This is a genomic window from Pseudomonas sp. BW7P1 (genome assembly GCF_024981055.1).
Lineage (GTDB): Bacteria > Pseudomonadota > Gammaproteobacteria > Pseudomonadales > Pseudomonadaceae > Aquipseudomonas > Aquipseudomonas bananamidigenes.
In genome coordinates this window covers 1,066,557-1,085,599 of the sequence record NZ_CP103374.1, presented here as the reverse complement: position 1 = coordinate 1,085,599, position 19,043 = coordinate 1,066,557, and the positions used below count along the sequence as shown (strand labels likewise).

Annotated in this window: 16 protein-coding genes, 1 other RNA gene and 1 pseudogene; 12 read left to right on the top strand and 6 right to left on the bottom strand. The window is 59.4% G+C overall.

What is annotated here, in order from left to right:
- Nucleotides 1-29 precede the first annotated feature (29 nt).
- On the bottom strand, nt 30-599 hold the full coding sequence (gene grpE / locus NWV16_RS04740; RefSeq protein WP_065259965.1) for a nucleotide exchange factor GrpE: 570 nt from the start codon (nt 597-599) through the stop codon (nt 30-32).
- A gap of 240 nt (nt 600-839) precedes the next feature.
- Between grpE and recN the strand changes: the two genes are divergently transcribed.
- Nucleotides 840-2,513: a DNA repair protein RecN gene (gene recN, locus NWV16_RS04735; protein WP_260522161.1), complete on the top strand. Its 1,674-nt coding sequence runs from the start codon at nt 840-842 to the stop codon at nt 2,511-2,513.
- Between the two features lie 75 nt (nt 2,514-2,588).
- Here the strand turns inward: recN and fur are convergent, their stop codons facing one another.
- A complete protein-coding gene (gene fur, locus NWV16_RS04730; RefSeq protein ID WP_260522160.1) occupies nt 2,589-2,993 on the bottom strand; it encodes a ferric iron uptake transcriptional regulator in 405 nt (134 codons plus the stop codon).
- Between the two features lie 97 nt (nt 2,994-3,090).
- Between fur and NWV16_RS04725 the strand changes: the two genes are divergently transcribed.
- Both NWV16_RS04725 and NWV16_RS04720 read left to right on the top strand, forming a co-directional pair.
- The gene (locus NWV16_RS04725) at nt 3,091-3,618 is read left to right on the top strand and encodes an outer membrane protein assembly factor BamE (protein WP_260522159.1); all 528 of its coding nucleotides are present in this window, start codon (nt 3,091-3,093) and stop codon (nt 3,616-3,618) included.
- Nucleotides 3,619-3,735: 117 nt separating this feature from the next.
- A pseudogene (locus NWV16_RS04720) lies at nt 3,736-4,758 on the top strand (IS110 family transposase).
- A 274-nt stretch (nt 4,759-5,032) separates the two neighbouring features.
- Here NWV16_RS04720 and NWV16_RS04715 read toward each other — a convergent pair.
- Genes NWV16_RS04715 through NWV16_RS04705 form a run of 3 tightly spaced genes read right to left on the bottom strand, consistent with a single transcriptional unit; the run spans nt 5,033 to nt 7,185 of the window.
- Nucleotides 5,033-5,347, bottom strand: coding sequence for an RnfH family protein (locus tag NWV16_RS04715; protein ID WP_260522158.1), 315 nt, complete (start codon nt 5,345-5,347; stop codon nt 5,033-5,035).
- Nucleotides 5,340-5,774 carry a type II toxin-antitoxin system RatA family toxin gene (locus NWV16_RS04710; protein WP_065259960.1) on the bottom strand — a complete coding sequence of 145 codons (435 nt, stop codon included), beginning with the start codon at nt 5,772-5,774 and terminating at the stop codon, nt 5,340-5,342. Before NWV16_RS04710 ends, NWV16_RS04715 begins: the two co-directional genes overlap by 8 nt.
- A gap of 7 nt (nt 5,775-5,781) precedes the next feature.
- Nucleotides 5,782-7,185, bottom strand: a complete 1,404-nt coding sequence (locus NWV16_RS04705) for a sodium-dependent transporter (RefSeq protein ID WP_260522157.1) — start codon at nt 7,183-7,185, stop codon at nt 5,782-5,784.
- 119 nt (nt 7,186-7,304) lie between these two features.
- On the opposite strand from NWV16_RS04705, the gene smpB reads away from it, so the two are divergent.
- Complete coding sequence (gene smpB / locus NWV16_RS04700) at nt 7,305-7,787, top strand: SsrA-binding protein SmpB (RefSeq protein ID WP_065259958.1); 483 nt, start codon at nt 7,305-7,307, stop codon at nt 7,785-7,787.
- A 128-nt stretch (nt 7,788-7,915) separates the two neighbouring features.
- Here the strand turns inward: smpB and NWV16_RS04695 are convergent, their stop codons facing one another.
- On the bottom strand, nt 7,916-8,683 hold the full coding sequence (locus NWV16_RS04695) for an FCD domain-containing protein (protein ID WP_260523479.1): 768 nt from the start codon (nt 8,681-8,683) through the stop codon (nt 7,916-7,918).
- 261 nt (nt 8,684-8,944) lie between these two features.
- Between NWV16_RS04695 and NWV16_RS04690 the strand changes: the two genes are divergently transcribed.
- The 8 genes from NWV16_RS04690 to NWV16_RS04655 all read left to right on the top strand — a co-directional run bounded on the left by NWV16_RS04690 (nt 8,945) and on the right by NWV16_RS04655 (nt 18,893).
- Nucleotides 8,945-10,639, top strand: a complete 1,695-nt coding sequence (locus NWV16_RS04690; RefSeq protein ID WP_260522156.1) for a lactate permease LctP family transporter — start codon at nt 8,945-8,947, stop codon at nt 10,637-10,639.
- A gap of 162 nt (nt 10,640-10,801) precedes the next feature.
- Complete coding sequence (locus NWV16_RS04685; RefSeq protein WP_065259955.1) at nt 10,802-11,626, top strand: (Fe-S)-binding protein; 825 nt, start codon at nt 10,802-10,804, stop codon at nt 11,624-11,626.
- The gene (locus NWV16_RS04680; RefSeq protein ID WP_260522155.1) at nt 11,623-13,077 is read left to right on the top strand and encodes a LutB/LldF family L-lactate oxidation iron-sulfur protein; all 1,455 of its coding nucleotides are present in this window, start codon (nt 11,623-11,625) and stop codon (nt 13,075-13,077) included. Before NWV16_RS04685 ends, NWV16_RS04680 begins: the two co-directional genes overlap by 4 nt.
- Nucleotides 13,077-13,748, top strand: a complete 672-nt coding sequence (locus tag NWV16_RS04675) for a lactate utilization protein C (RefSeq protein ID WP_260522154.1) — start codon at nt 13,077-13,079, stop codon at nt 13,746-13,748. Before NWV16_RS04680 ends, NWV16_RS04675 begins: the two co-directional genes overlap by 1 nt.
- On the top strand, nt 13,745-16,555 hold the full coding sequence (locus NWV16_RS04670) for an FAD-binding and (Fe-S)-binding domain-containing protein (RefSeq protein ID WP_260522153.1): 2,811 nt from the start codon (nt 13,745-13,747) through the stop codon (nt 16,553-16,555). The genes NWV16_RS04675 and NWV16_RS04670 overlap by 4 nt, the downstream gene beginning before the upstream one ends.
- Before the next feature lie 130 nt (nt 16,556-16,685).
- The gene (locus NWV16_RS04665; protein ID WP_065259951.1) at nt 16,686-16,964 is read left to right on the top strand and encodes a hypothetical protein; all 279 of its coding nucleotides are present in this window, start codon (nt 16,686-16,688) and stop codon (nt 16,962-16,964) included.
- A 95-nt stretch (nt 16,965-17,059) separates the two neighbouring features.
- Nucleotides 17,060-17,449, top strand: a transfer-messenger RNA (tmRNA) gene (gene ssrA / locus NWV16_RS04660).
- A gap of 187 nt (nt 17,450-17,636) precedes the next feature.
- Entirely contained in the window at nt 17,637-18,893 is a 1,257-nt protein-coding gene (locus NWV16_RS04655) for an integrase domain-containing protein (RefSeq protein ID WP_260522152.1), read from the top strand.
- The last annotated feature ends 150 nt before the right edge of the window (nt 18,894-19,043 follow it).

The following is a 19,043-nucleotide window of genomic DNA, read 5'->3' as shown; positions in this document are numbered from 1 at the left end:
ACTTCTAAATGGGGGCCTTGCGGCTAATTTCAAGCCTTCTCGTCAATCGAAGGCGAAACCGGCGCCGGCGCCTTGCTGACCACGACCATCGCCGGACGCAGCAGGCGGCCATTGAGCTGATAGCCCTTCTGGAACACCTTCAGAACGCTGTTTGGCTCCATGACGGCACTCTCCTGCATGGCCATTGCCTGATGCTCGACGGCATTGAACGGCTCACCTTCCTGCGGACTGACCGCGACAAGCTGATAGCGCTTGAGGGTGTCCTGGAACATTTTCAGGGTCAGCTCGATGCCTTCGCGCATCGGACGGATGCTTTCGTCGTCCGGATTCGACAGCTCGAGGCCGCGCTCCAGGCTGTCGACGATCGGCAGCAGATCGCCGGCGAATTTTTCCAGCGCAAATTTGTGCGCCTTTTCGACGTCTTGCTCGGCACGGCGGCGGACGTTCTGCAGATCGGCAGCTACGCGCAGAGATTGATCCTGCGCGGCGGCCAATTGCTCTTCGAGCACTTGTACACGGGTCGCCAGGTCATCACCCGAGGTCTCGGGCGCCTGATTGGCTTCTGGATTCTGCGTATCTACTGTCTGTTCGTCAGCCATAGAATTCTCCTTTCAATATCGTCCGCGAGCTCGACTCGCGCTTCTGCCCCGGTATATGGGGCCGCAAAATCAGGCTTCAAGGGCTGACAACGATTAACCCTACAAAAAAGTGCTGCTTTGTCATTTCCAGCTGCGATAAGCATTTGATCGGGTCAAACCAATCGAGCTAAGCGAGGGCATTGTCAGGCCGAAACAAAACACTGTATAAATAACCAGACCTGAAGCCTGGGAGCGGCCTTTATGCTGGTGCACCTGTCCGTACACAACTACGCCATCGTCGAACATCTCGATCTCGAACTCGATCGCGGGATGAGCGTGATTACCGGGGAAACCGGCGCCGGCAAATCGATCATGCTCGACGCGCTCGGTCTCACACTCGGCGATCGCGCCGACAGCGGCGTGGTTCGCCCGGGTGCGGACAAGGCCGACATCCTGGCGACCTTCGATCTGGCCGACATTCCCGAAGCCCGCACCTGGCTGGCCGAGCGCGACCTGGAAAACGATGGCCCGTGCATCCTGCGCCGGGTCATCACCTCCGAAGGTCGTTCACGCGGCTATATAAATGGCACGCCCTGCCCGCTCGGCGATCTCAAGGCCCTCGGTGAGCTGCTGATCGACATCCACAGCCAGCACGAACACCAATCCCTGCTCAAGACCGACACGCATCGTCGACTGCTCGACGAGTACGCCGGCGCCACCGATCTCGCCCGTCAGGTACAACTGGCCGCCCAGCGCTGGCGCCAGACTCGCCAGGAGCTGGAACGTCTGTCCAACTCCGGCGACGAACAGCGCGCCCGCCATCAACTGCTCAGCTATCAACTCGAAGAGCTGGAAAACCTCGGGCTCGGCGAGAACGAACTGGAAGAACTGGAACAGGAACACAAGAACCTGACCAACGCCGAAACCCTGCTGGGTATCTGCCGGCAAGTGGTAGAACAATGCAGCGAAAGCGATTCCGGCAATGTGCTGAACGCGCTGACCGCCAGCCTCAATCGCCTGTCCAGCGTAAACAATTCCATCGGCGCCCTGGGCGAGGCCAGCAGTTTGCTGACCAGTGCGCAGATCCAGGTCGAAGAGGCCGTTGGCGAGCTGAACCGCTTCCTCGACAACTTCGATGCCGACCCGGCACGCCTGCAATATCTGGAGGAACGCCTCGACGCCATCTATACCCTGGCTCGCAAGCACCGGATCCAGCCGACCGAAGTGGCCGAAATGCAGCAAAAACTGCTGGATGAAATCGAAACCCTGAATGCCAACGACGAATCCATCGAACGCTTGGGCGAGGAGCTCGCCTCATTTGCTCGCCACTATCAGGAAAAGGCTCGCGAGCTGAGCGATCTGCGCCATCAGGCTGCTGGCAGCCTGGCCGACGCCGTGGAGCAGGAGATTCAACGACTGGGCATGCCTGGCGGGCGCTTCACCATCGAACTTCGCCCCAACGTCAGCGGCGAGCTCCAGCCCAACGGCCTCGAGCAGGTTGAACTGCTGGTCAGCGCCAACCCCGGCCAACCGTTGAAAGCCCTGGCCAAAGTGGCATCCGGCGGCGAACTCTCACGAATCAGTCTGGCGATTCAGGTCATCACTGCCCAGACGTCGCGCGTGCCGACACTGGTCTTCGACGAAGTGGACGTGGGCATCGGCGGCCCGACCGCCGAGATCGTCGGCCAGTTGCTGCGACGCCTGGGTGAACGCGGGCAAGTACTGACCGTTACGCACTTGCCGCAAGTGGCGGCTCAGGGGCATCAACATCTATTCGTGCACAAGGTGCGCGGTGAACAGGCGACTCACACCGCCGTCTCGAAGCTGAGCAAGAATGACCGTATAGAAGAAGTCGCAAGGATGCTCGGCGGTATCGATTTGACCAAAGAGTCTCTGGCCCACGCCAGGAAGATGGTCGTTACCGCAAAGGTTTGAGCACCACAGAAAGCACGAAGGCGACCCTTGGGTCGCCTTCGTTCGTTTCGCGAACGTGAAATTCGCGCGACATGCTTACTTTTTCTTGCGTACGTACAGCACCAGATTGTGATCCACCAGCTCGAAATCATGCGCCTCGGCGATCGCCTTCTGGAGTTTTTCGATTTCCGGACTGACGAACTCGACAACCTCGCCGGAGTCCACATTGACCATATGGTCGTGGTGACCACCGTCGGCCAGCTCGAATACCGCGTGGCCGCCGTCGAAGTTGTGACGGACCACAAGGCCAGCGGCTTCGAACTGGGTCAGAACACGGTAAACCGTGGCCAGACCGACGTCCTCGCCCGCCTCCATCAACGCCTTGTAGACGTCCTCGGCACTCATGTGACGCTGCTCGGTAGAGTCGAGCATTTGCAGGATCTTGACCCGTGGCAGGGTCACTTTGAGGCCGGCTTTGCGTAGTTCGCTATTTTCAACCATGGTCAGCTTTCTCGCGATGCTGCTTCGCAGCTTCTCTTAATGCGGGTATGATCGGCGTTTACGTTGTCCCAGCCAAGATAGTGGAAGTCGCCCACCGATGCAAAACACCAAGCTCTTGCTAACCAGTTTCACCTTTGTGGGACTGCTCGCACTCGCCGGTTGTTCATTCCCCGGGGTTTACAAAATCGACATCCAGCAGGGCAATGTCGTCACGCAGGACATGATAGACCAGTTGCGCCCGGGAATGACCCGGCCACAAGTACGGTTTATCATGGGCAACCCTCTGCTTGTCGACACGTTCCATGCCGATCGCTGGGATTATCTGTACAGCCTGCAACCGGGTGGCGGTGAACGCCAGCAGGAACGCATGAGTGTCTTTTTCGACTCGAATGACCGTCTTGTCAGCCTCTCCGGTGACTTCATGCCGGGTGTGAGCCGTGACGAAGCCATTCTTGGCAAAGACAGCGGCACCACCGTGACCGCTCCTGCCGAAAACGCCGAGAAGCCAAAACCGGAAAAACCGGTCAAGCCAGGTTCCTTGCTGGATCAGATCCAGAAGGACGTCGATGGCGTGGAAACCGTACCGGTTCCGACACCAGAGCCACTGGACACCTCGCCGCAATAATTTGCGACGCAATAAAAAACCCGGGCATTCCGGGTTTAATGAGATGGTCAGCCTGACCGAGAAGCCCTGCAGGTTTACGCTTGCAGGGCTTTTCTCGTTTTCGGCGGAGGATCTCTCATGAACACGATGACGCTTCTCGGTATCGACATTGGCAAACACAGTTTCCACCTGCATGGCTAGGATGCCAAAGGTCATCAGGTACTGCGCAAGAAAACCAATCGCGGCCAATTGCTCAGCACCTTGGCCCAGCTACCGGCCTGCACGGTGGTGATGGAGTCATGCGGCGGCGCTCACTGGCTGGCTCGACAGATCGGCACTTTGGGCCACAAGGTGAAGCTGATCGCCCCGCAGTACGTCAAACCGTTCGTCAAAGGCAACAAAAACGACTTCATTGATGCCGAAGCGATTTGCGAGGCGGCAAGCCGCCCCGCGATGCGCTTCTGCTCGATCAAAACCGCAGAGCAACAAACGCTTTCAGCGCTGCATCGTGTCCGAGATTCCCTGAGTGGCCATCGCACCGTCGCGATCAACCAGATTCATGGGTTTCTGCTGGAGTTCGGGATCAGCCTGCCTATTGGAACCGCTGCGCTGCACCGTGTGCCGACGTTGCTCGACAACCCGCAACACTTGGTGCCGTTGCGCCTCAAGGGTTTGGTGATGCGTCTCTACCGGCAGATTCAACAACTGGACCAAGAGATCAAGGACATCGAGTCCGACCTCAAGCATCAGTTGAAAGAGGACGACGCCGGAAGCCGTTTGCAGAGCATCCCTGGCATCGGCCCGATCACTGCCAGCGCCTTGCTGGCAGATATAGGGGATGTCTCGAACTATCGCAGCGCACGTGATTTCTCGGCTTCGTTGGGGTTGGTACCGAAACAGCATTCAACCGGCGGAAAGACAGTGCTGCTGGGGATCACAAAACGCGGCGACAAGCACATACGCCGGCTGCTGGTGCAGGGCGCACGAGCCATCATGCAGCATATCGACGGTAGGGATGATGCGTTGGGGCCTTGGGTTCGAGAGCTGCTGACGCGTCGGCACTCCAATATCGTCGCCTGCGCGCTGGCGAACAAACTGGCGCGAATCGTGTGGGCGGTACTGGCCAAAGGCGGCCAGTACGACCCACATCCGAAAGCTTGAATGTACAGCTTTAACACCGGCTTTTGCGACGTCACTGACTGATGACAGTAAACGGCAAACGGCCCGACTGAGAACCTGGCAATAAAATCAGCTTCAGAGGCTGAGGGTTTTTTCAGGACAGTCGGGAGCGGCTACTCATCGAGGGCCGAGCGTTGTGGCGCAACGCTCACAATGAGCCCGGATACATTAGCGCAAGCCAGCTTTACCGAAAACAGCCCATGAGGTTGCAGGAGATGGGCTGACCATACATTTTATTGCCTGCAGATCGGCGTAATCACTGATTTCTCGCTTTGGCCTCGGCAGCCTTGGCGGCCCGCAATCGGCGCACCTCTTTCGGATCAGCCAGCAATGGCCGATAGATTTCCAGGCGATCCCCCGCCTGAACAACCCGCACATCCGGATCGGCGATCACCTTGCCGAAAATTCCGACCGGACAAGCAGTCAGATCCAGCTCAGGAAAATCGGCGCCAATACCGCTGGCCAACAGCGCAGCACGCACGGTTGATCCCTTTGCCACGCTGATCGTGCGCAGCACCTGACGATCAACCGCCGCATACACCACTTCGATTTCGATCACCGGCTCAACCATGCAACTGCTTGGCGCGCTGGCAGAATGCATCCACCAATGTGTTCGCGGCCTGATTGAACAGCGGCCCGAGCGTGGCGCGGACCAGCGGGCCGGCATAATCGAAGGACAGATCGAGGCTGATCTTGCAGGCCTTCTCGTTCAGCGCCTTGAACACCCAGACGCCGTGCAACTGATTGAACGGCCCTTCTTCGAGGTTCATCTCGATCGACTGACCCGGCACCAGGGTGTTACGCGTCACAAAGTGCTGACTCAACCCTCCCTTGGCCACGCCGACACTGGCGCGCATGTGCTCGGGCGAGCTTTCCAGAACTTCTGCGGAGGAACACCACGGCAGAAACTCCGGATAACGCGCCACGTCATTGACCAGGTCGTAGAGAAACTGCGCCGGGTAAGGCAACAGTGCCGATCGTTGAATATGTGTCGTCATGTGAGCGTTACTTCCAGAGCTGGGTGGCAAACACTACAAGAATGCCGATGGGCGCCACATAGCGCATCAAGAACAGAGACAGAGCGAACAGCACCGGGCTGCGGATCGACAATTCGTCACGCACCGCTTCGCGCCCCATCACCCAACCGGCAAAGAGCACAAAGCACAGCCCGCCGAGTGGCAGCATGATTCGCGAGGTGAAGAAGTCGATCACACCAAAGAAGTCCAGACCGCCTGCAGCACCCCATTGGTAGAGATGGAACATCCCGCCTTCGTTCACGAAAAATTTGGCTTCCTTCCAGATATTGAAGGAAAACACCGTACCCAGCCCGACGAACCAACAGGTGAACGCCAGCCAGAACGTCACCCAGGCACGACTGATTTTAGTCCGCTCGACCAGATAGGCGACCATAGGCTCCAGCAGGGAAATGGCCGAACTCCAGGCAGCAATTGCCACCAGGACGAAGAACACCACGCCCATCAATTGACCGAACAGCACGTTACCAAATGCGAATGGCAGGCTGACGAACATCAGCCCCGGACCTTCGCTCGGGTTCAGACCGCCGGCAAACACAATCGGAAACAGTGCCAGACCGGCCACCAATGAAACGAAGGTATCGAGCAGCGCCACACCCACGACGGTGCCGGACAGCGAAGCCTCCTTGGTCATGTAGGCGCCGTAGATCATGATCGAGCCCACGCCCACGCTCAGCGAGAAGAACGCGTGCCCCATGGCCGGCAGCAGGCCGTCGAGGACTTTCTCCGGGTGGAAGTCGAACATGAAATGCACGCCTTCCATGAAATGCCCGGTGGTCATGCTATAGCCCAGCAAGACGAGAACCATCACAAACAGCAAAGGCATCATGATCCGCAGACTGCGCTCAAGCCCGGCAACCACGCCTTTGGCGATCACGATGGCGGAAAGGAGCATGAAAACCGTGTGCCAGAGCGTGATGCGCCAGGGATCGGCGATGACATTGCCAAAATAGGCACCGACCTGATCGGCCGTCGCCCCCTGGAAATCCCCGCGCCCCATGTCGATGATGTAATCCAGCGACCAGCCGCCGACCACGCTATAGAAAGACAGGATCAGCAACGCCGTGATCATCCCGGCGAACGCACCCCACGACCACTTGCCCGAGTATCCCGCTTCCCGGGCCAGCACCTTCAGGGCGTTGGCCGGACTCTGCCGCGCACGCCGGCCGATCAGGGTTTCCGCGAGCATCACCGGGATGCCGATCAGCGCAATGCAGGCCAGGAACATCAGCACAAAAGCACCGCCACCGTAGACCCCGACCATGTAGGGGAACTTCCAGATGCTGCCCAGTCCCACGGCCGAACCGGTCGCGGCGAATATGAAAACCCAGCGGCTAGCCCAACTGCCGTGGACAGAAACCTTGTCTGTCGACATCGTTTATCACGCCCAAGCGTTAGAAAAAGAGGCCGCATTGTCCGGGATTCACTCAACCTGCTCAAGCACGCAGCATCACCGTAGCCGACAGCCATTTATCTCCATATAATGCCGCCCCTATGGCTAAACAGAAGAAACACCCAACAGGGACCATCGCGCAAAACAAAAAGGCGCGACACGATTACTTCATCGAGCACAAGTTCGAGGCTGGTCTGGTCCTGGCCGGCTGGGAAGTAAAAAGTCTGCGGGCAAGCAAGCTGCAACTGGTCGACAGTTACGTCCTGCTCAAGGACGGCGAAGCCTGGCTGCTCGGCAGTCACATCACGCCGTTGACGACTGCCAGCACCCACGTCATCGCCGACCCGGTCCGCACCCGCAAGCTGCTGCTCAACCGCCGCGAGCTGGACAAGCTGGCCGCTTCCGTGCAGCAGAAGGGTTACGCCTGCGTCTGCCTGTCCTGGTACTGGAGCAAGCACATGGTCAAGTGCGAGATCGCTCTGGGCAAGGGCAAGAAGGAATACGACAAGCGCGATACCGAACGCGAACGCGATGCCGGTCGCGAGTTGCAGCGTGCGGTGCGCAACAAGGGCAAGGAAGACTGATTCCTCAACCTTGATCCGGCTCTGTGGCGAGGGAGCTTGCTCCCGCTCGACTGCGAATCAGTCGCCTGGTCTTCATGAAATGACCAGTACCGGGAACGAGCTCCCTCGCCACAATCAATCGTTCACCGCTACATCCCTTTGCGCCGCTCCGCCCGAGCCACGCGCTGAACTTCCTGACGCACCTCTTCCAGCACTTCCTGCACGTACAGAATGTGTCGGCTGGACACCTCTCGCGCCTGCTCCGCACGCCCTTCGATAATCGCCTGATACAGTTCCCGATGCTGAGTGATCAGCATGTCGCGGGTTTCCGTGCGCTGTTTGTACATACCGCCAATATTGGTCACCACGTTGCGCTTGAGCAGGTCGAACAATCCGCGAATGGTGTGCAGCAACACCGCGTTGTGGCTGGCCTCGGCGATGGCCAAGTGGAATTTCGCGTCCGCCGCGCCCTCCTCGGCCCGACTCACTTCGTCATGGCGCGAGTAGCAGTCCTGTAGCTCTTCGAACGCGGCGGTCAGTCGCTCGCGATCCACATCGGTGGCGCGCAATGCTGCGTAATAGGCGCACGATGCCTCCAGTGTGTGGCGAAATTCCAGCAAATCGCGCTGGGCCTCGGGATTGCTTTCCAGCAATTGCAGCAGCGGATCACTGAAAGTCGAGCCCAGGCTGTCCACCACGTAATTGCCGCCACCCTGTTTGCTGACCAGCAACCCCTTGGCCGCCAGTTTCTGGATCGCCTCGCGCAGCGAAGGTCGGGAAACACCGAACTGCTCCGCCAACACGCGCTCGGCCGGCAGTCTCTCGCCAGGCTTGAGCGTGCCCTCAAGGATCATCCCCTCAAGCCGCTCGACAATATCGTCAGACAAACGGCGCTGACGTATCTGATCAAACCCCATCACTCAATTCTCCACGAGCCCGACCATGCGCCGGGCTCTCTATTCTGGCCTATCGACGCCCTGCCGACACCTGCCAGATGAAACGCCCCGGAGCGGATCAGTTCGAGCCTGCACCGGTCATTCGACGAAAGTTTCCGGGCGACAAATTGACACACCGACATCAAGGCTTTTACCCTAGCCGACAGCGATTGTAAATTGGTCTTACCAATTAACCAAGAACGCTGACAGTGCCTGACCAACAACAATTAGGGGCCACCCCATATGCAAACCTGGCAACAGCTCTACAGCCCGCTCGGCAGTCTCGGCGTGTCCGCACTCGCGGCCGTCATCCCCATCGTGTTCTTCTTCCTTGCCCTGGCGGTGTTCCGCCTCAAAGGCCATGTCGCCGGCAGCATCACGCTGGCACTGGCGATCCTAGTGGCGATCTTCGCGTTCCAGATGCCGGTGGACATGGCGTTCGCCGCCGCCGGGTATGGTTTTGCCTACGGTCTGTGGCCGATTGCCTGGATCATCGTGGCGGCGGTGTTCCTGTACAAACTGACGGTCAAGAGCGGTCAGTTCGAAGTCATCCGCAGTTCAGTGCTGTCGATCACCGATGACCAGCGCTTGCAGGTGCTGCTGATCGGTTTCTGCTTCGGTGCCTTCCTCGAAGGTGCAGCCGGTTTCGGTGCGCCGGTGGCGATTACTGCCGCGCTGCTGGTCGGACTGGGCTTCAATCCGCTGTACGCCGCCGGCCTGTGCCTGATTGCCAACACCGCGCCGGTTGCATTCGGTGCCTTGGGGATTCCGATCATCGTCGCCGGGCAGGTCACCGGTATCGATGCGTTCAAGATCGGCGCCATGACCGGCCGCCAGTTGCCGCTGCTGTCGCTGTTCGTGCCGTTCTGGCTGGTGTTCATGATGGACGGCCTGCGCGGCGTGCGTGAAACCTGGCCAGCCGCACTGGTTGCCGGCCTGAGCTTCGCAGTGACCCAGTACTTCACCTCGAACTTCATCGGCCCGGAACTGCCGGACATCACCTCGGCCCTGGCCAGCCTGATTGCGCTGACGCTGTTCCTGAAAATCTGGCAGCCGAAACGCGCCGCCGGCCAACACATTGCCGGCGCGGTTTCCGCCTCGGTGGTGACCGCCAGCGTCGGTGGTTTCGGCCAAAAACGCACCACCATCGAATCACCCTACAGCTTCGGGGAAATCTTCAAGGCCTGGTCGCCGTTCCTGATCCTCACGGTGCTGGTCACCATCTGGACCCTCAAACCGTTCAAGGCCATGTTCGCCGCCGGTGGCTCGATGTATGCCTGGGTGTTCAACTTCGCGATCCCGCATCTGGATCAACTGGTGATCAAGACCGCACCGATCGTCGCCACACCGACAGCCATCCCGGCGGTGTTCAAGCTCGATCCGATCTCCGCCACCGGCACGGCGATTTTCTTCTCCGCGCTGATCTCGATGGTGATCCTGAAGATCAATTTCAAAACTGGTCTGACCACTTTAAAAGAGACCTTCTACGAACTGCGCTGGCCTATTCTGTCGATCGGCATGGTGCTGGCGTTCGCCTTCGTCACCAACTATTCCGGCATGTCTTCGACCATGGCTTTGGTGCTGGCCGCGACCGGTGCAGCGTTCCCGTTCTTTTCGCCGTTCCTCGGTTGGCTGGGTGTGTTCCTCACCGGTTCCGATACCTCGTCCAACGCGCTGTTCAGCTCGCTGCAAGCAACCACCGCGCACCAGATCGGGGTCAACGACACCTTGCTTGTCGCTGCCAATACCAGCGGCGGCGTGACCGGCAAGATGATTTCGCCACAGTCGATCGCCGTGGCCTGTGCCGCGACCGGTCTGGTAGGCAAGGAGTCCGACCTGTTCCGCTTCACCCTCAAGCACAGCCTATTCTTTGCAACGATTGTCGGCCTGATCACCCTGGCCCAGGCCTACTGGTTCACCGGCATGCTGGTGCACTGATACCTACAAGAAGACCACAAGCGACATGGAAATAACCGACGCCGGTTCGCGATTCCGGCGTCAGCAATTCACAACCCGGTCTGTAAGGCTGCTGAAAGCAACACGCTCTATATTCGGCAGCCTCGACAGACGGATAACCGGGTCCACCCGGAGACACGCCTGATGAGCGAGCTTTTTTACAACGCCGTGCCCAACGCCACCCGCGTTGCACCACCACTGCCCGAACCCCGGCAGTACCCGAGCGAGAAACCGTCGCGGGTCTACCTGTTCGGCACCTGCGTGGTCGACCTGTTTTATCCCGAAGCCGGGATGGACGCGATCCACTTGCTGGAACGCGAAGGCATTCGGGTCGACTACCCGCAAGGGCAGAGCTGCTGCGGACAACCGGCCTACACCTCGGGTTACACCGAGCAGGCACGGACGGTGGCGCGCTCGCAACTGGCGTTGTTTGCCGGTGATTATCCAGTGGTGGTGCCGTCCGGCTCCTGCGCGGGAATGATCCGTGAGCATTACGCCGACTTGTTCAAGGACGAGCCGCAAACGCTGAAACAGGTTCAGGCCCTCGCGGCCCGGACCTATGAATTGGCCGAGTTTCTGTTGTTCGTCTGCAAGGTGCAGCTCAAGGACAGCGGCGAGCCGGTCAAAGTGGCGCTGCACACTTCGTGTTCGGCACGACGGGAAATGAACACCCACCTGCACGGCCGCGAGTTGTTGGCGCAGTTGAGCAACGTGGAACGGGTCAACCACGATCACGAAAGCGAATGCTGTGGCTTCGGTGGGACATTCAGCGTCCGTATGCCAGACATTTCCGGCGCGATGGTGGCCGACAAGACCCGGGCGTTGAAGGAATCCGGTGCGCATCAGGTACTCAGTGCCGATTGCGGCTGCCTGATGAACATCAACGGCTCGCTGGAAAAACAGAAGGAAGCGCTGCGCGGGCAACACCTGGCGAGCTTTCTCTGGCAACGAACCGGAGGTGCGCGATGAGCACTTCCACAATGATTCCTGTGGTTGCCGTAGAAGACGACTTCCGCGCCCGGGCCCGCAACGCTCTGGGCGATTCGCAGTTACGGAACAACTTCCGCACGGCGATGGATTCGCTGATGACCAAGCGGGCAGCGGCTTTCAGCGATGCCCACGAAAGAGAACACCTGCGCGCACTGGGCAATGCGATCCGTGCCCGCGCGCTCTCCAAGTTGCCCGACCTGCTCGAGCAACTGGAACAGAACCTGACCCGCAACGGTGTGACAGTGCACTGGGCGGAAACGGTGGACGAGGCCAATGGCATCGTCCTTTCGATCATCCGCGCTCACGAGGCGCGGCAAGTGATCAAGGGCAAATCGATGGTCAGCGAAGAGATGGAGATGAACCATTTCCTCGAGGCTCAAGACATTGAATGTCTGGAGTCCGACATGGGGGAATACATCGTCCAGCTCGACCACGAGAAGCCTTCACACATCATCATGCCGGCAATCCACAAGAATGCCGGTCAGGTCGCGTCCTTGTTCCACGACAAACTTGGCGTGGAATACACCAAGGACGTTGACCAACTCATTCAGATCGGTCGCAGGGTCCTGCGGCAGAAATTCTTCGAAGCGGACATCGGCGTCTCCGGTGTCAACTTCGCCGTGGCCGAAACCGGCACCCTGCTGCTGGTGGAAAACGAAGGCAACGGACGCATGACCACCACCGTGCCGCCGGTGCACATCGCCGTCACCGGCATCGAAAAAGTCGTGGAAAACCTGCGTGACGTGGTGCCGCTGCTGTCATTGCTGACCCGTTCGGCGCTGGGCATTCCGATCACCACCTACGTCAACATGATCTCCGGCCCGCGCAAGGAGCATGAACTCGACGGCCCGCAGGAAGTGCATCTGGTCCTGCTCGACAACGGGCGCAGCCAGGCGTTTGCCGACAGCGAACTGCGCCAGACCTTGAACTGCATCCGCTGCGGCGCCTGCATGAACCATTGCCCGGTCTACACCCGTGTCGGCGGCCATACCTACGGCGAGGTTTATCCCGGCCCGATCGGCAAAATCATCACCCCGCACATGGTCGGCCTGGCGAAAGTCCCGGACCACCCAAGCGCGTCTTCGCTGTGCGGCGCCTGCGGTGAAGTGTGTCCGGTGAAAATTCCAATTCCTGCTTTGCTGCGTCGCCTGCGCGAGGAGAACGTCAAAGCTCCCGACAGTCCTCATCAAGTGATGCGCGGCCAGGGCAGCAAGTATTCGCGCAAGGAACGGTTCATCTGGAATGCCTGGGCGAAACTCAACAGCTCGCCGACTTTGTATCGACTGTTTGCGTTCTTCGCCACACGCCTGCGCGCGCTGACGCCGAACAATGTCGGGCCGTGGACGCAGAATCACAGCGCTCCGAAACCCGCCGCCCGCTCACTGCATGACATGGCCCGCGAGCATCTGGCCAAACAAGGAGATCGTTGATGAGCGCCAAGCAAAACATCCTCGGCAAGTTGCGTAAAAGTCTGACCGGCACCACACCGATTGCCGACAACTTCGATGTCGATCTGGTGACCCGGCCTTACACCTACAGCGCCGAACAACGGATCCCGCAACTGCGCAAACTGATGGAAGCGGTGCACACCGAAATCCATCTGACGTCTGCGGGCGCGTGGCCGGCCCTGCTCGCGCAATTGCTGCGCGACCGCCAGTTACCAAGCCTGCTGATCGCACCGACGACGCCTCACGGGCAACGCATAACACAGCACTGGGCGAACAATCCTGATCTGCCGACGCTGAAATCCTACGACCGACCGGTGGAGGAATGGAAAGCCGAGTTGTTCAACGACACCCCGGCCAGCCTTACCGGCACCCTCGGCGCCATCGCCGCTACGGGCAGCCTGATTCTCTGGCCGACCCGCGAAGAACCACGGTTGATGAGCCTGGTACCACCGGTGCACTTCGCCCTGCTCAAGGCCAGTCAGATCCGCGACAACTTCTATCAGGTGCAGCAGGAATTCGAGTGGGCGCAAGGCATGCCGACCAATGCATTGCTGGTCTCCGGCCCGTCGAAAACCGCCGACATCGAACAAGTGCTGGCCTACGGCGCCCACGGCCCGAAAGACCTGGTGGTGTTGATCCTGGAGGACCAATGACCCTACCGGTGACTTTCCTGCGCGATGCGCAACAACTGATTCCGGCCGAACGGCGTTTCGATGATCCGCTGTCGACACTGGCCTTCGGCACCGACGCCAGCTTCTATCGGTTGATTCCGCAATTGGTGATCCGCGTCGAATCCGAAGATGAAGTGGTGGCGCTGCTGAAACTGGCCCGCCGCGATCAGGTGCCGGTGACCTTCCGTGCCGCCGGCACCAGTCTGTCCGGCCAGGCGATCAGCGATTCGGTGCTGATCGTGCTTGGGGATAACTGGAACGCCCGTGAGATCCGGGGGCAAGGCACGCAAATCCGCCTTCAACCGGGCGTAATCGGTGCTCAGGCCAACGCGTGGCTGGCGCCGTTCGGGCGCAAGATCGGCCCGGATCCGGCGTCGATCAACGCCTGCAAGATCGGCGGCATCGTCGCCAACAACGCCAGCGGCATGTGCTGCGGCACCGCCCAAAACACCTACCATACGTTGGCCGGGATTCGCCTGGTGCTGGCCGACGGCACGCGCCTGGACACCGAAGACGCCGCCAGCGTCGCGGCATTTCGCACCAGTCACGGCGAGTTGCTGGAGCGTTTGGCGACATTGGGCCGCGAGACCCGCGCCAATGCCGAACTGGCTGCACGAATCCGCCACAAATATCGCCTGAAAAATACCACCGGCCTGTCGCTCAACGCCCTGGTGGATTTCGATGAGCCTGTGGATATCCTGAGTCACCTGCTGGTGGGCTCTGAAGGTACTCTCGGCTTCATCAGCGCAGTGACCTACGACACGGTGATCGACCACCCGAACAAAGCCTCGGCCCTGATCGTTTTTCCGGATGTGGAAACCTGCTGCAACGCCGTCACGGTGCTGAAGAGCCAACCAGTGTCCGCCGTGGAGCTGCTCGACCGTCGCAGTCTGCGCTCGGTGCAGGACAAACCCGGCATGCCGGATTTCGTACAGCACCTGTCGAACAATGCCTGCGCGCTGCTGATCGAATCCCGCGCCGCCTCTTCCACTTTGCTGCAAGAGCAACTGGCGCAGATCATGGCATCGCTCAACGGCTTCCCGGTGGAAAAACAGGTCGATTTCACCGAAGACCCGGTCGAAAACGCCCGCCTCTGGGCCATCCGCAAGGACACCTTCCCCGCCGTCGGCGCCGTGCGCAAGACCGGCACTACAGTAATCATCGAGGACGTCACCTTCCCGGTGGAACAACTGGCGATCGGCGTGAACCGTCTGATCGAGCTGTTCGACAAACATCACTACGACGAAGCGATCCTTTTCGGACACGCACTGGAAGGCAATCTGCACTTCGTCTTCACCCAAGGCTTCAACAGTCCGGAAGAAGTCGCACGCTATCAGGCGTTCATGGACGACGTGGCGCAGCTGGTGGCCGTGGAGTTCGGCGGCTCGTTAAAGGCCGAGCACGGCACCGGGCGCAACATGGCGCCCTTTGTCGAACAGGAATGGGGCAGCGACGCCTATCAATTGATGTGGCAGCTCAAGCGCCTGCTCGATCCTCAGGGCATTCTCAACCCGGACGTTGTGCTCAGCGAAGATCCGCAGATCCACCTCAAGCACCTGAAACCGCTGCCGGCCGCTGACGAGATTGTGGATAAATGCATCGAGTGCGGTTTCTGCGAGCCGGTTTGCCCATCGAAAGGCCTGACCCTGAGCCCGCGCCAGCGCATCGTGATCTGGCGCGATATTCAGGCGCGAAAGCGCGCCGGCATCGACACCACCGAACTGGAAAAAGCCTACGAGTACCAGGGCATCGAAACCTGCGCCGCGACCGGTTTGTGCGCGCAGCGCTGTCCTGTAGGCATCAACACCGGCGAGCTGGTGAAAAAACTGCGCGCCCGTAACGCCACCCATACGAAAGCGGCTAACTGGATCGAAGGAAATTTCGCCACCACCCTGCAAGGCGCACGGTTCACCCTGCACGTGGCCAACGGTGCTCGGATGCTGCTGGGAGCACCGCGTCTGGCGAAGTTGTCGGGAACGCTGACGCGTCTGTCCAAAGGCCAGGTGCCGCAGTGGACCAACGCCATGCCGCAGCCGGAAAAAGCCATTCGGGTCAGCCCCGGCCTGTCGGACGGACGCCCGCGTGTGGTGTATCTGGCGGCTTGCGTGTCGCGAGTGATGGGGCCGGCGGCGGGCGACAAGGAGCAGATGTCGCTGTACGACAAAACCCGTGGTCTGCTGGAGAAGGCCGGTTATCAGGTGGTGCTTCCAGACAATCTGGACAACCTCTGCTGCGGCCAGCCCTTCGCCTCCAAAGGCTATGCCGAACAGGCCGAGCACAAGCGCCAGGAACTGATCGGCGCCCTGCTGCACGCCAGCCGTGGCGGGCTCGATCCGATCTACTGCGACACCAGTCCCTGCACCTTGCGACTGGCACAGGATGTAGGAAATGTTCGTCTCGATCTGTATGACCCTGTGCGCTTCATCCGCACCCATCTGATGGACCGGCTGGAGTTCATTCCGCAGGACGCACCGATTGCCGTGCATGTGACGTGCAGCACTCAGCATCTGGGCGAGAGTCAGGCACTGATCGATCTGGTGCGCAAGTGCAGCAAGAACGTGGTGATCCCGGAAGGTATTCATTGCTGTGGTTTTGCCGGCGACAAGGGCTTCACCACACCGGAGCTCAACGGCCATTCGCTGCGTACCCTCAAGGATGCGGTGCAACATTGCAGCGAAGGAATTTCCACCAGCCGGACCTGTGAAATCGGCTTGACGCAACACGGCGGCATCGACTATCACGGGCTGGTGTATCTGGTGGATCGGGTGACCCGGGCGAAAACAGGCTGAAGAAAAATAGAACTCCTTGAAAGCCACGGCAGTCCACAGAACAAGCCCCGCCAAACGGGGCTTTTCCTCCACCCGGTTGCCCGTCCTGACGGCCAGCGAAGTCTGGATCCCTCAGTTCAAGGAGATTCATATGAAACGTTCTGTACTGTTAGGTCTGTTCGTTACGGCATCGATGATGGCATCCGCCTCGTTCGCGGCCGACAAGCCTGCCGACCTGTGCGATGCCAACATCCAGACCATCAACAATGCCAAGGCCCAGCTTTCATCGTCGCCGGAACTGAGCCAGCGCGCCGAAACCAGTGTGCAGAAGGCACAGGCGCTCAAGGCCCAGGGCAAAATCGATGATTGCGTCGCGGAAACCTCGCAGACCATTACGGAACTCCGAAAATCCAGCGGCACCAACAATTGATCGAAGCCCGGCCAACCTTCGGGTTGGCCTCGCGGGCCGTTTGGCGTACACTGCACGTGCTTGTTGCTCCAACAGATGTACCGGGCAATGAGTTCGGGGCCGTTCAGGATTCGACGCCGGTTGCGAAACTCTAGGTGCATGCCGACTTGGTAACAGAAGTCGTAAATCCACTGTTGCAACTTCTTATAGTTGCCAATGACGACCAATACGGTGCTGCTCTCGCTGCTTAATTGCAGCTGACATGCACTTCTGGTGCCTTCGGGCCCAGCAATCATCAGGGGATGTCTGTAAACCCGAAATGATTGTCATATAGAACAGAATCGCCGTGCAGTACGTTGTGGACGAAGCGGCTAAAACTTACACAACTCGCCCAAAGCACCCTGCCCGTCGGGTCGCTGAGGGTTAACTTAATAGACACGGCTAAGCATGTAGTACCGACAGCGGAGTACTGGCGGACGGGGGTTCAAATCCCCCCGGCTCCACCAAATGATCAAACAAAGACGTCCACGGGCGTCTTTTTTTGTGTCTGCGATCCAGTAAATACGCGGCTTCCAGCGCTTTTGCGGTCTTTTGAGAGTTTTTGAGTTCCAACCGTTCGGGTATTCCAGACGGTATTCCAGTCCACCCAGTGCTAATCTTTGGAATACCGAATCAGTGCCTGAGGACAATCTCATGCCTGCTCAAAACCTCCGCCTCTCCGATCGACAACTCAAGGGAGTCAAACCCGCGTCCAAGGATTATGTCCTCACGGATGGTGACGGTTTGCAGCTCCGCGTACGCAGCAATGGCTCGTTGCTGTGGAATTTCAACTACCGCGAACCGGTGACCAAGAAGCGCATCAACATCGGCTTCGGAACCTACCCCGAACTGTCACTGGCGAACGCACGAAAAAAGGCAGTCGAAGCGCGTGAGCTACTCGCACAGGGCATTGATCCCAAGGTGCAGCGCAATACGCTGAATGAAGCCAAGCGCGCAGAAACGGAACACACCTTCGAGAACGTGGCCACCGCCTGGTTCGAGCTCAAGAAAGACTCGGTCACCCCGGCCTACGCCGAGGACATTTGGCGATCGCTCACGCTGCACGTGTTCCCCGATTTGAAGACAACGCCACTGACGAAGATCACCGCTCCGATGGTGATCGCATTGCTTCGCCCAATCGAAGCGAAAGGCAGCCTGGAGACGGTCAAGCGTCTCAGCCAGCGACTAAACGAGATCATGACCTACGGCGTAAACTCCGGCCTGATCTTCGCCAACCCGCTCAGCGGCATCAGGGCAGTCTTCAAGAAGCCCAAAAAAGAGAACATGGCTGCGCTTCCACCCGAAGAGCTCCCCGAGCTTATGCTGGAGATCGCGAACGCCAGCATCAAACGCACCACCCGCTGCCTGATCGAATGGCAGTTACACACGATGACTCGCCCCGCCGAGGCGGCGACCACTCGCTGGGCAGACATCGACTTTGAAAGGCGTGTCTGGACTATCCCGGCGGAGCGGATGAAGAAGCGCCGCCCACACAGCATCCCGCTGAGTGATCACGCTGTCGCGCTGCTGGAATCACTGAAGAATCACAGCGGCCATCGCGAATACGTCTTCCCAGCAGACAGAAACCCACGCACCCACGCCAATAGCCAAACGGCCAACATGGCGTTGAAACGCATGGGGTTTCAGGATCGGTTGGTCAGCCATGGCATGCGCTCAATGGCCAGCACCATCTTGAATGAACATGGGTGGGACCCGGAACTCATTGAAGTTGCACTGGCGCATGTCGACAAGGATGAGGTGCGCAGCGCCTACAACCGAGCCGACTACATTGAGCGCCGGCGCCCGATGATGGCCTGGTGGAGTGAGTACATCCAGAAAGCCGCCACCGGCAGCCTGCTTGCCTCAGCGTACGGCCAAGTCAGAGACAAGAACGTGGTGCCGATACGCTAGCGCTCTGCATGCGCATCAACGGCAGCAACAACAATTGAGCGTTCAAGGTTCAGGGAAAGCAGCCTCGTTTATCCGCTTGTCAGCGCGGGTCCATCCAAACAGGGCTGCAAAGCCGCCCTGTTTGGATGGACCTCACTTTGAAGAGCTAAA

Bases quoted from the DNA above. Each gene is read 5' to 3' on its own strand.
- grpE (WP_065259965.1), bottom strand. From the start codon at position 599: ATGGCTGACGAACAGACAGTAGATACGCAGAATCCAGAAGCCAATCAG.
- recN (WP_260522161.1), top strand. From the start codon at position 840: ATGCTGGTGCACCTGTCCGTACACAACTACGCCATCGTCGAACATCTC.
- fur (WP_260522160.1), bottom strand. From the start codon at position 2,993: ATGGTTGAAAATAGCGAACTACGCAAAGCCGGCCTCAAAGTGACCCTG.
- NWV16_RS04725 (WP_260522159.1), top strand. From the start codon at position 3,091: ATGCAAAACACCAAGCTCTTGCTAACCAGTTTCACCTTTGTGGGACTG.
- NWV16_RS04715 (WP_260522158.1), bottom strand. From the start codon at position 5,347: ATGGTTGAGCCGGTGATCGAAATCGAAGTGGTGTATGCGGCGGTTGAT.
- NWV16_RS04710 (WP_065259960.1), bottom strand. From the start codon at position 5,774: ATGACGACACATATTCAACGATCGGCACTGTTGCCTTACCCGGCGCAG.
- NWV16_RS04705 (WP_260522157.1), bottom strand. From the start codon at position 7,185: ATGTCGACAGACAAGGTTTCTGTCCACGGCAGTTGGGCTAGCCGCTGG.
- smpB (WP_065259958.1), top strand. From the start codon at position 7,305: ATGGCTAAACAGAAGAAACACCCAACAGGGACCATCGCGCAAAACAAA.
- NWV16_RS04695 (WP_260523479.1), bottom strand. From the start codon at position 8,683: ATGGGGTTTGATCAGATACGTCAGCGCCGTTTGTCTGACGATATTGTC.
- NWV16_RS04690 (WP_260522156.1), top strand. From the start codon at position 8,945: ATGCAAACCTGGCAACAGCTCTACAGCCCGCTCGGCAGTCTCGGCGTG.
- NWV16_RS04685 (WP_065259955.1), top strand. From the start codon at position 10,802: ATGAGCGAGCTTTTTTACAACGCCGTGCCCAACGCCACCCGCGTTGCA.
- NWV16_RS04680 (WP_260522155.1), top strand. From the start codon at position 11,623: ATGAGCACTTCCACAATGATTCCTGTGGTTGCCGTAGAAGACGACTTC.
- NWV16_RS04675 (WP_260522154.1), top strand. From the start codon at position 13,077: ATGAGCGCCAAGCAAAACATCCTCGGCAAGTTGCGTAAAAGTCTGACC.
- NWV16_RS04670 (WP_260522153.1), top strand. From the start codon at position 13,745: ATGACCCTACCGGTGACTTTCCTGCGCGATGCGCAACAACTGATTCCG.
- NWV16_RS04665 (WP_065259951.1), top strand. From the start codon at position 16,686: ATGAAACGTTCTGTACTGTTAGGTCTGTTCGTTACGGCATCGATGATG.
- NWV16_RS04655 (WP_260522152.1), top strand. From the start codon at position 17,637: ATGCCTGCTCAAAACCTCCGCCTCTCCGATCGACAACTCAAGGGAGTC.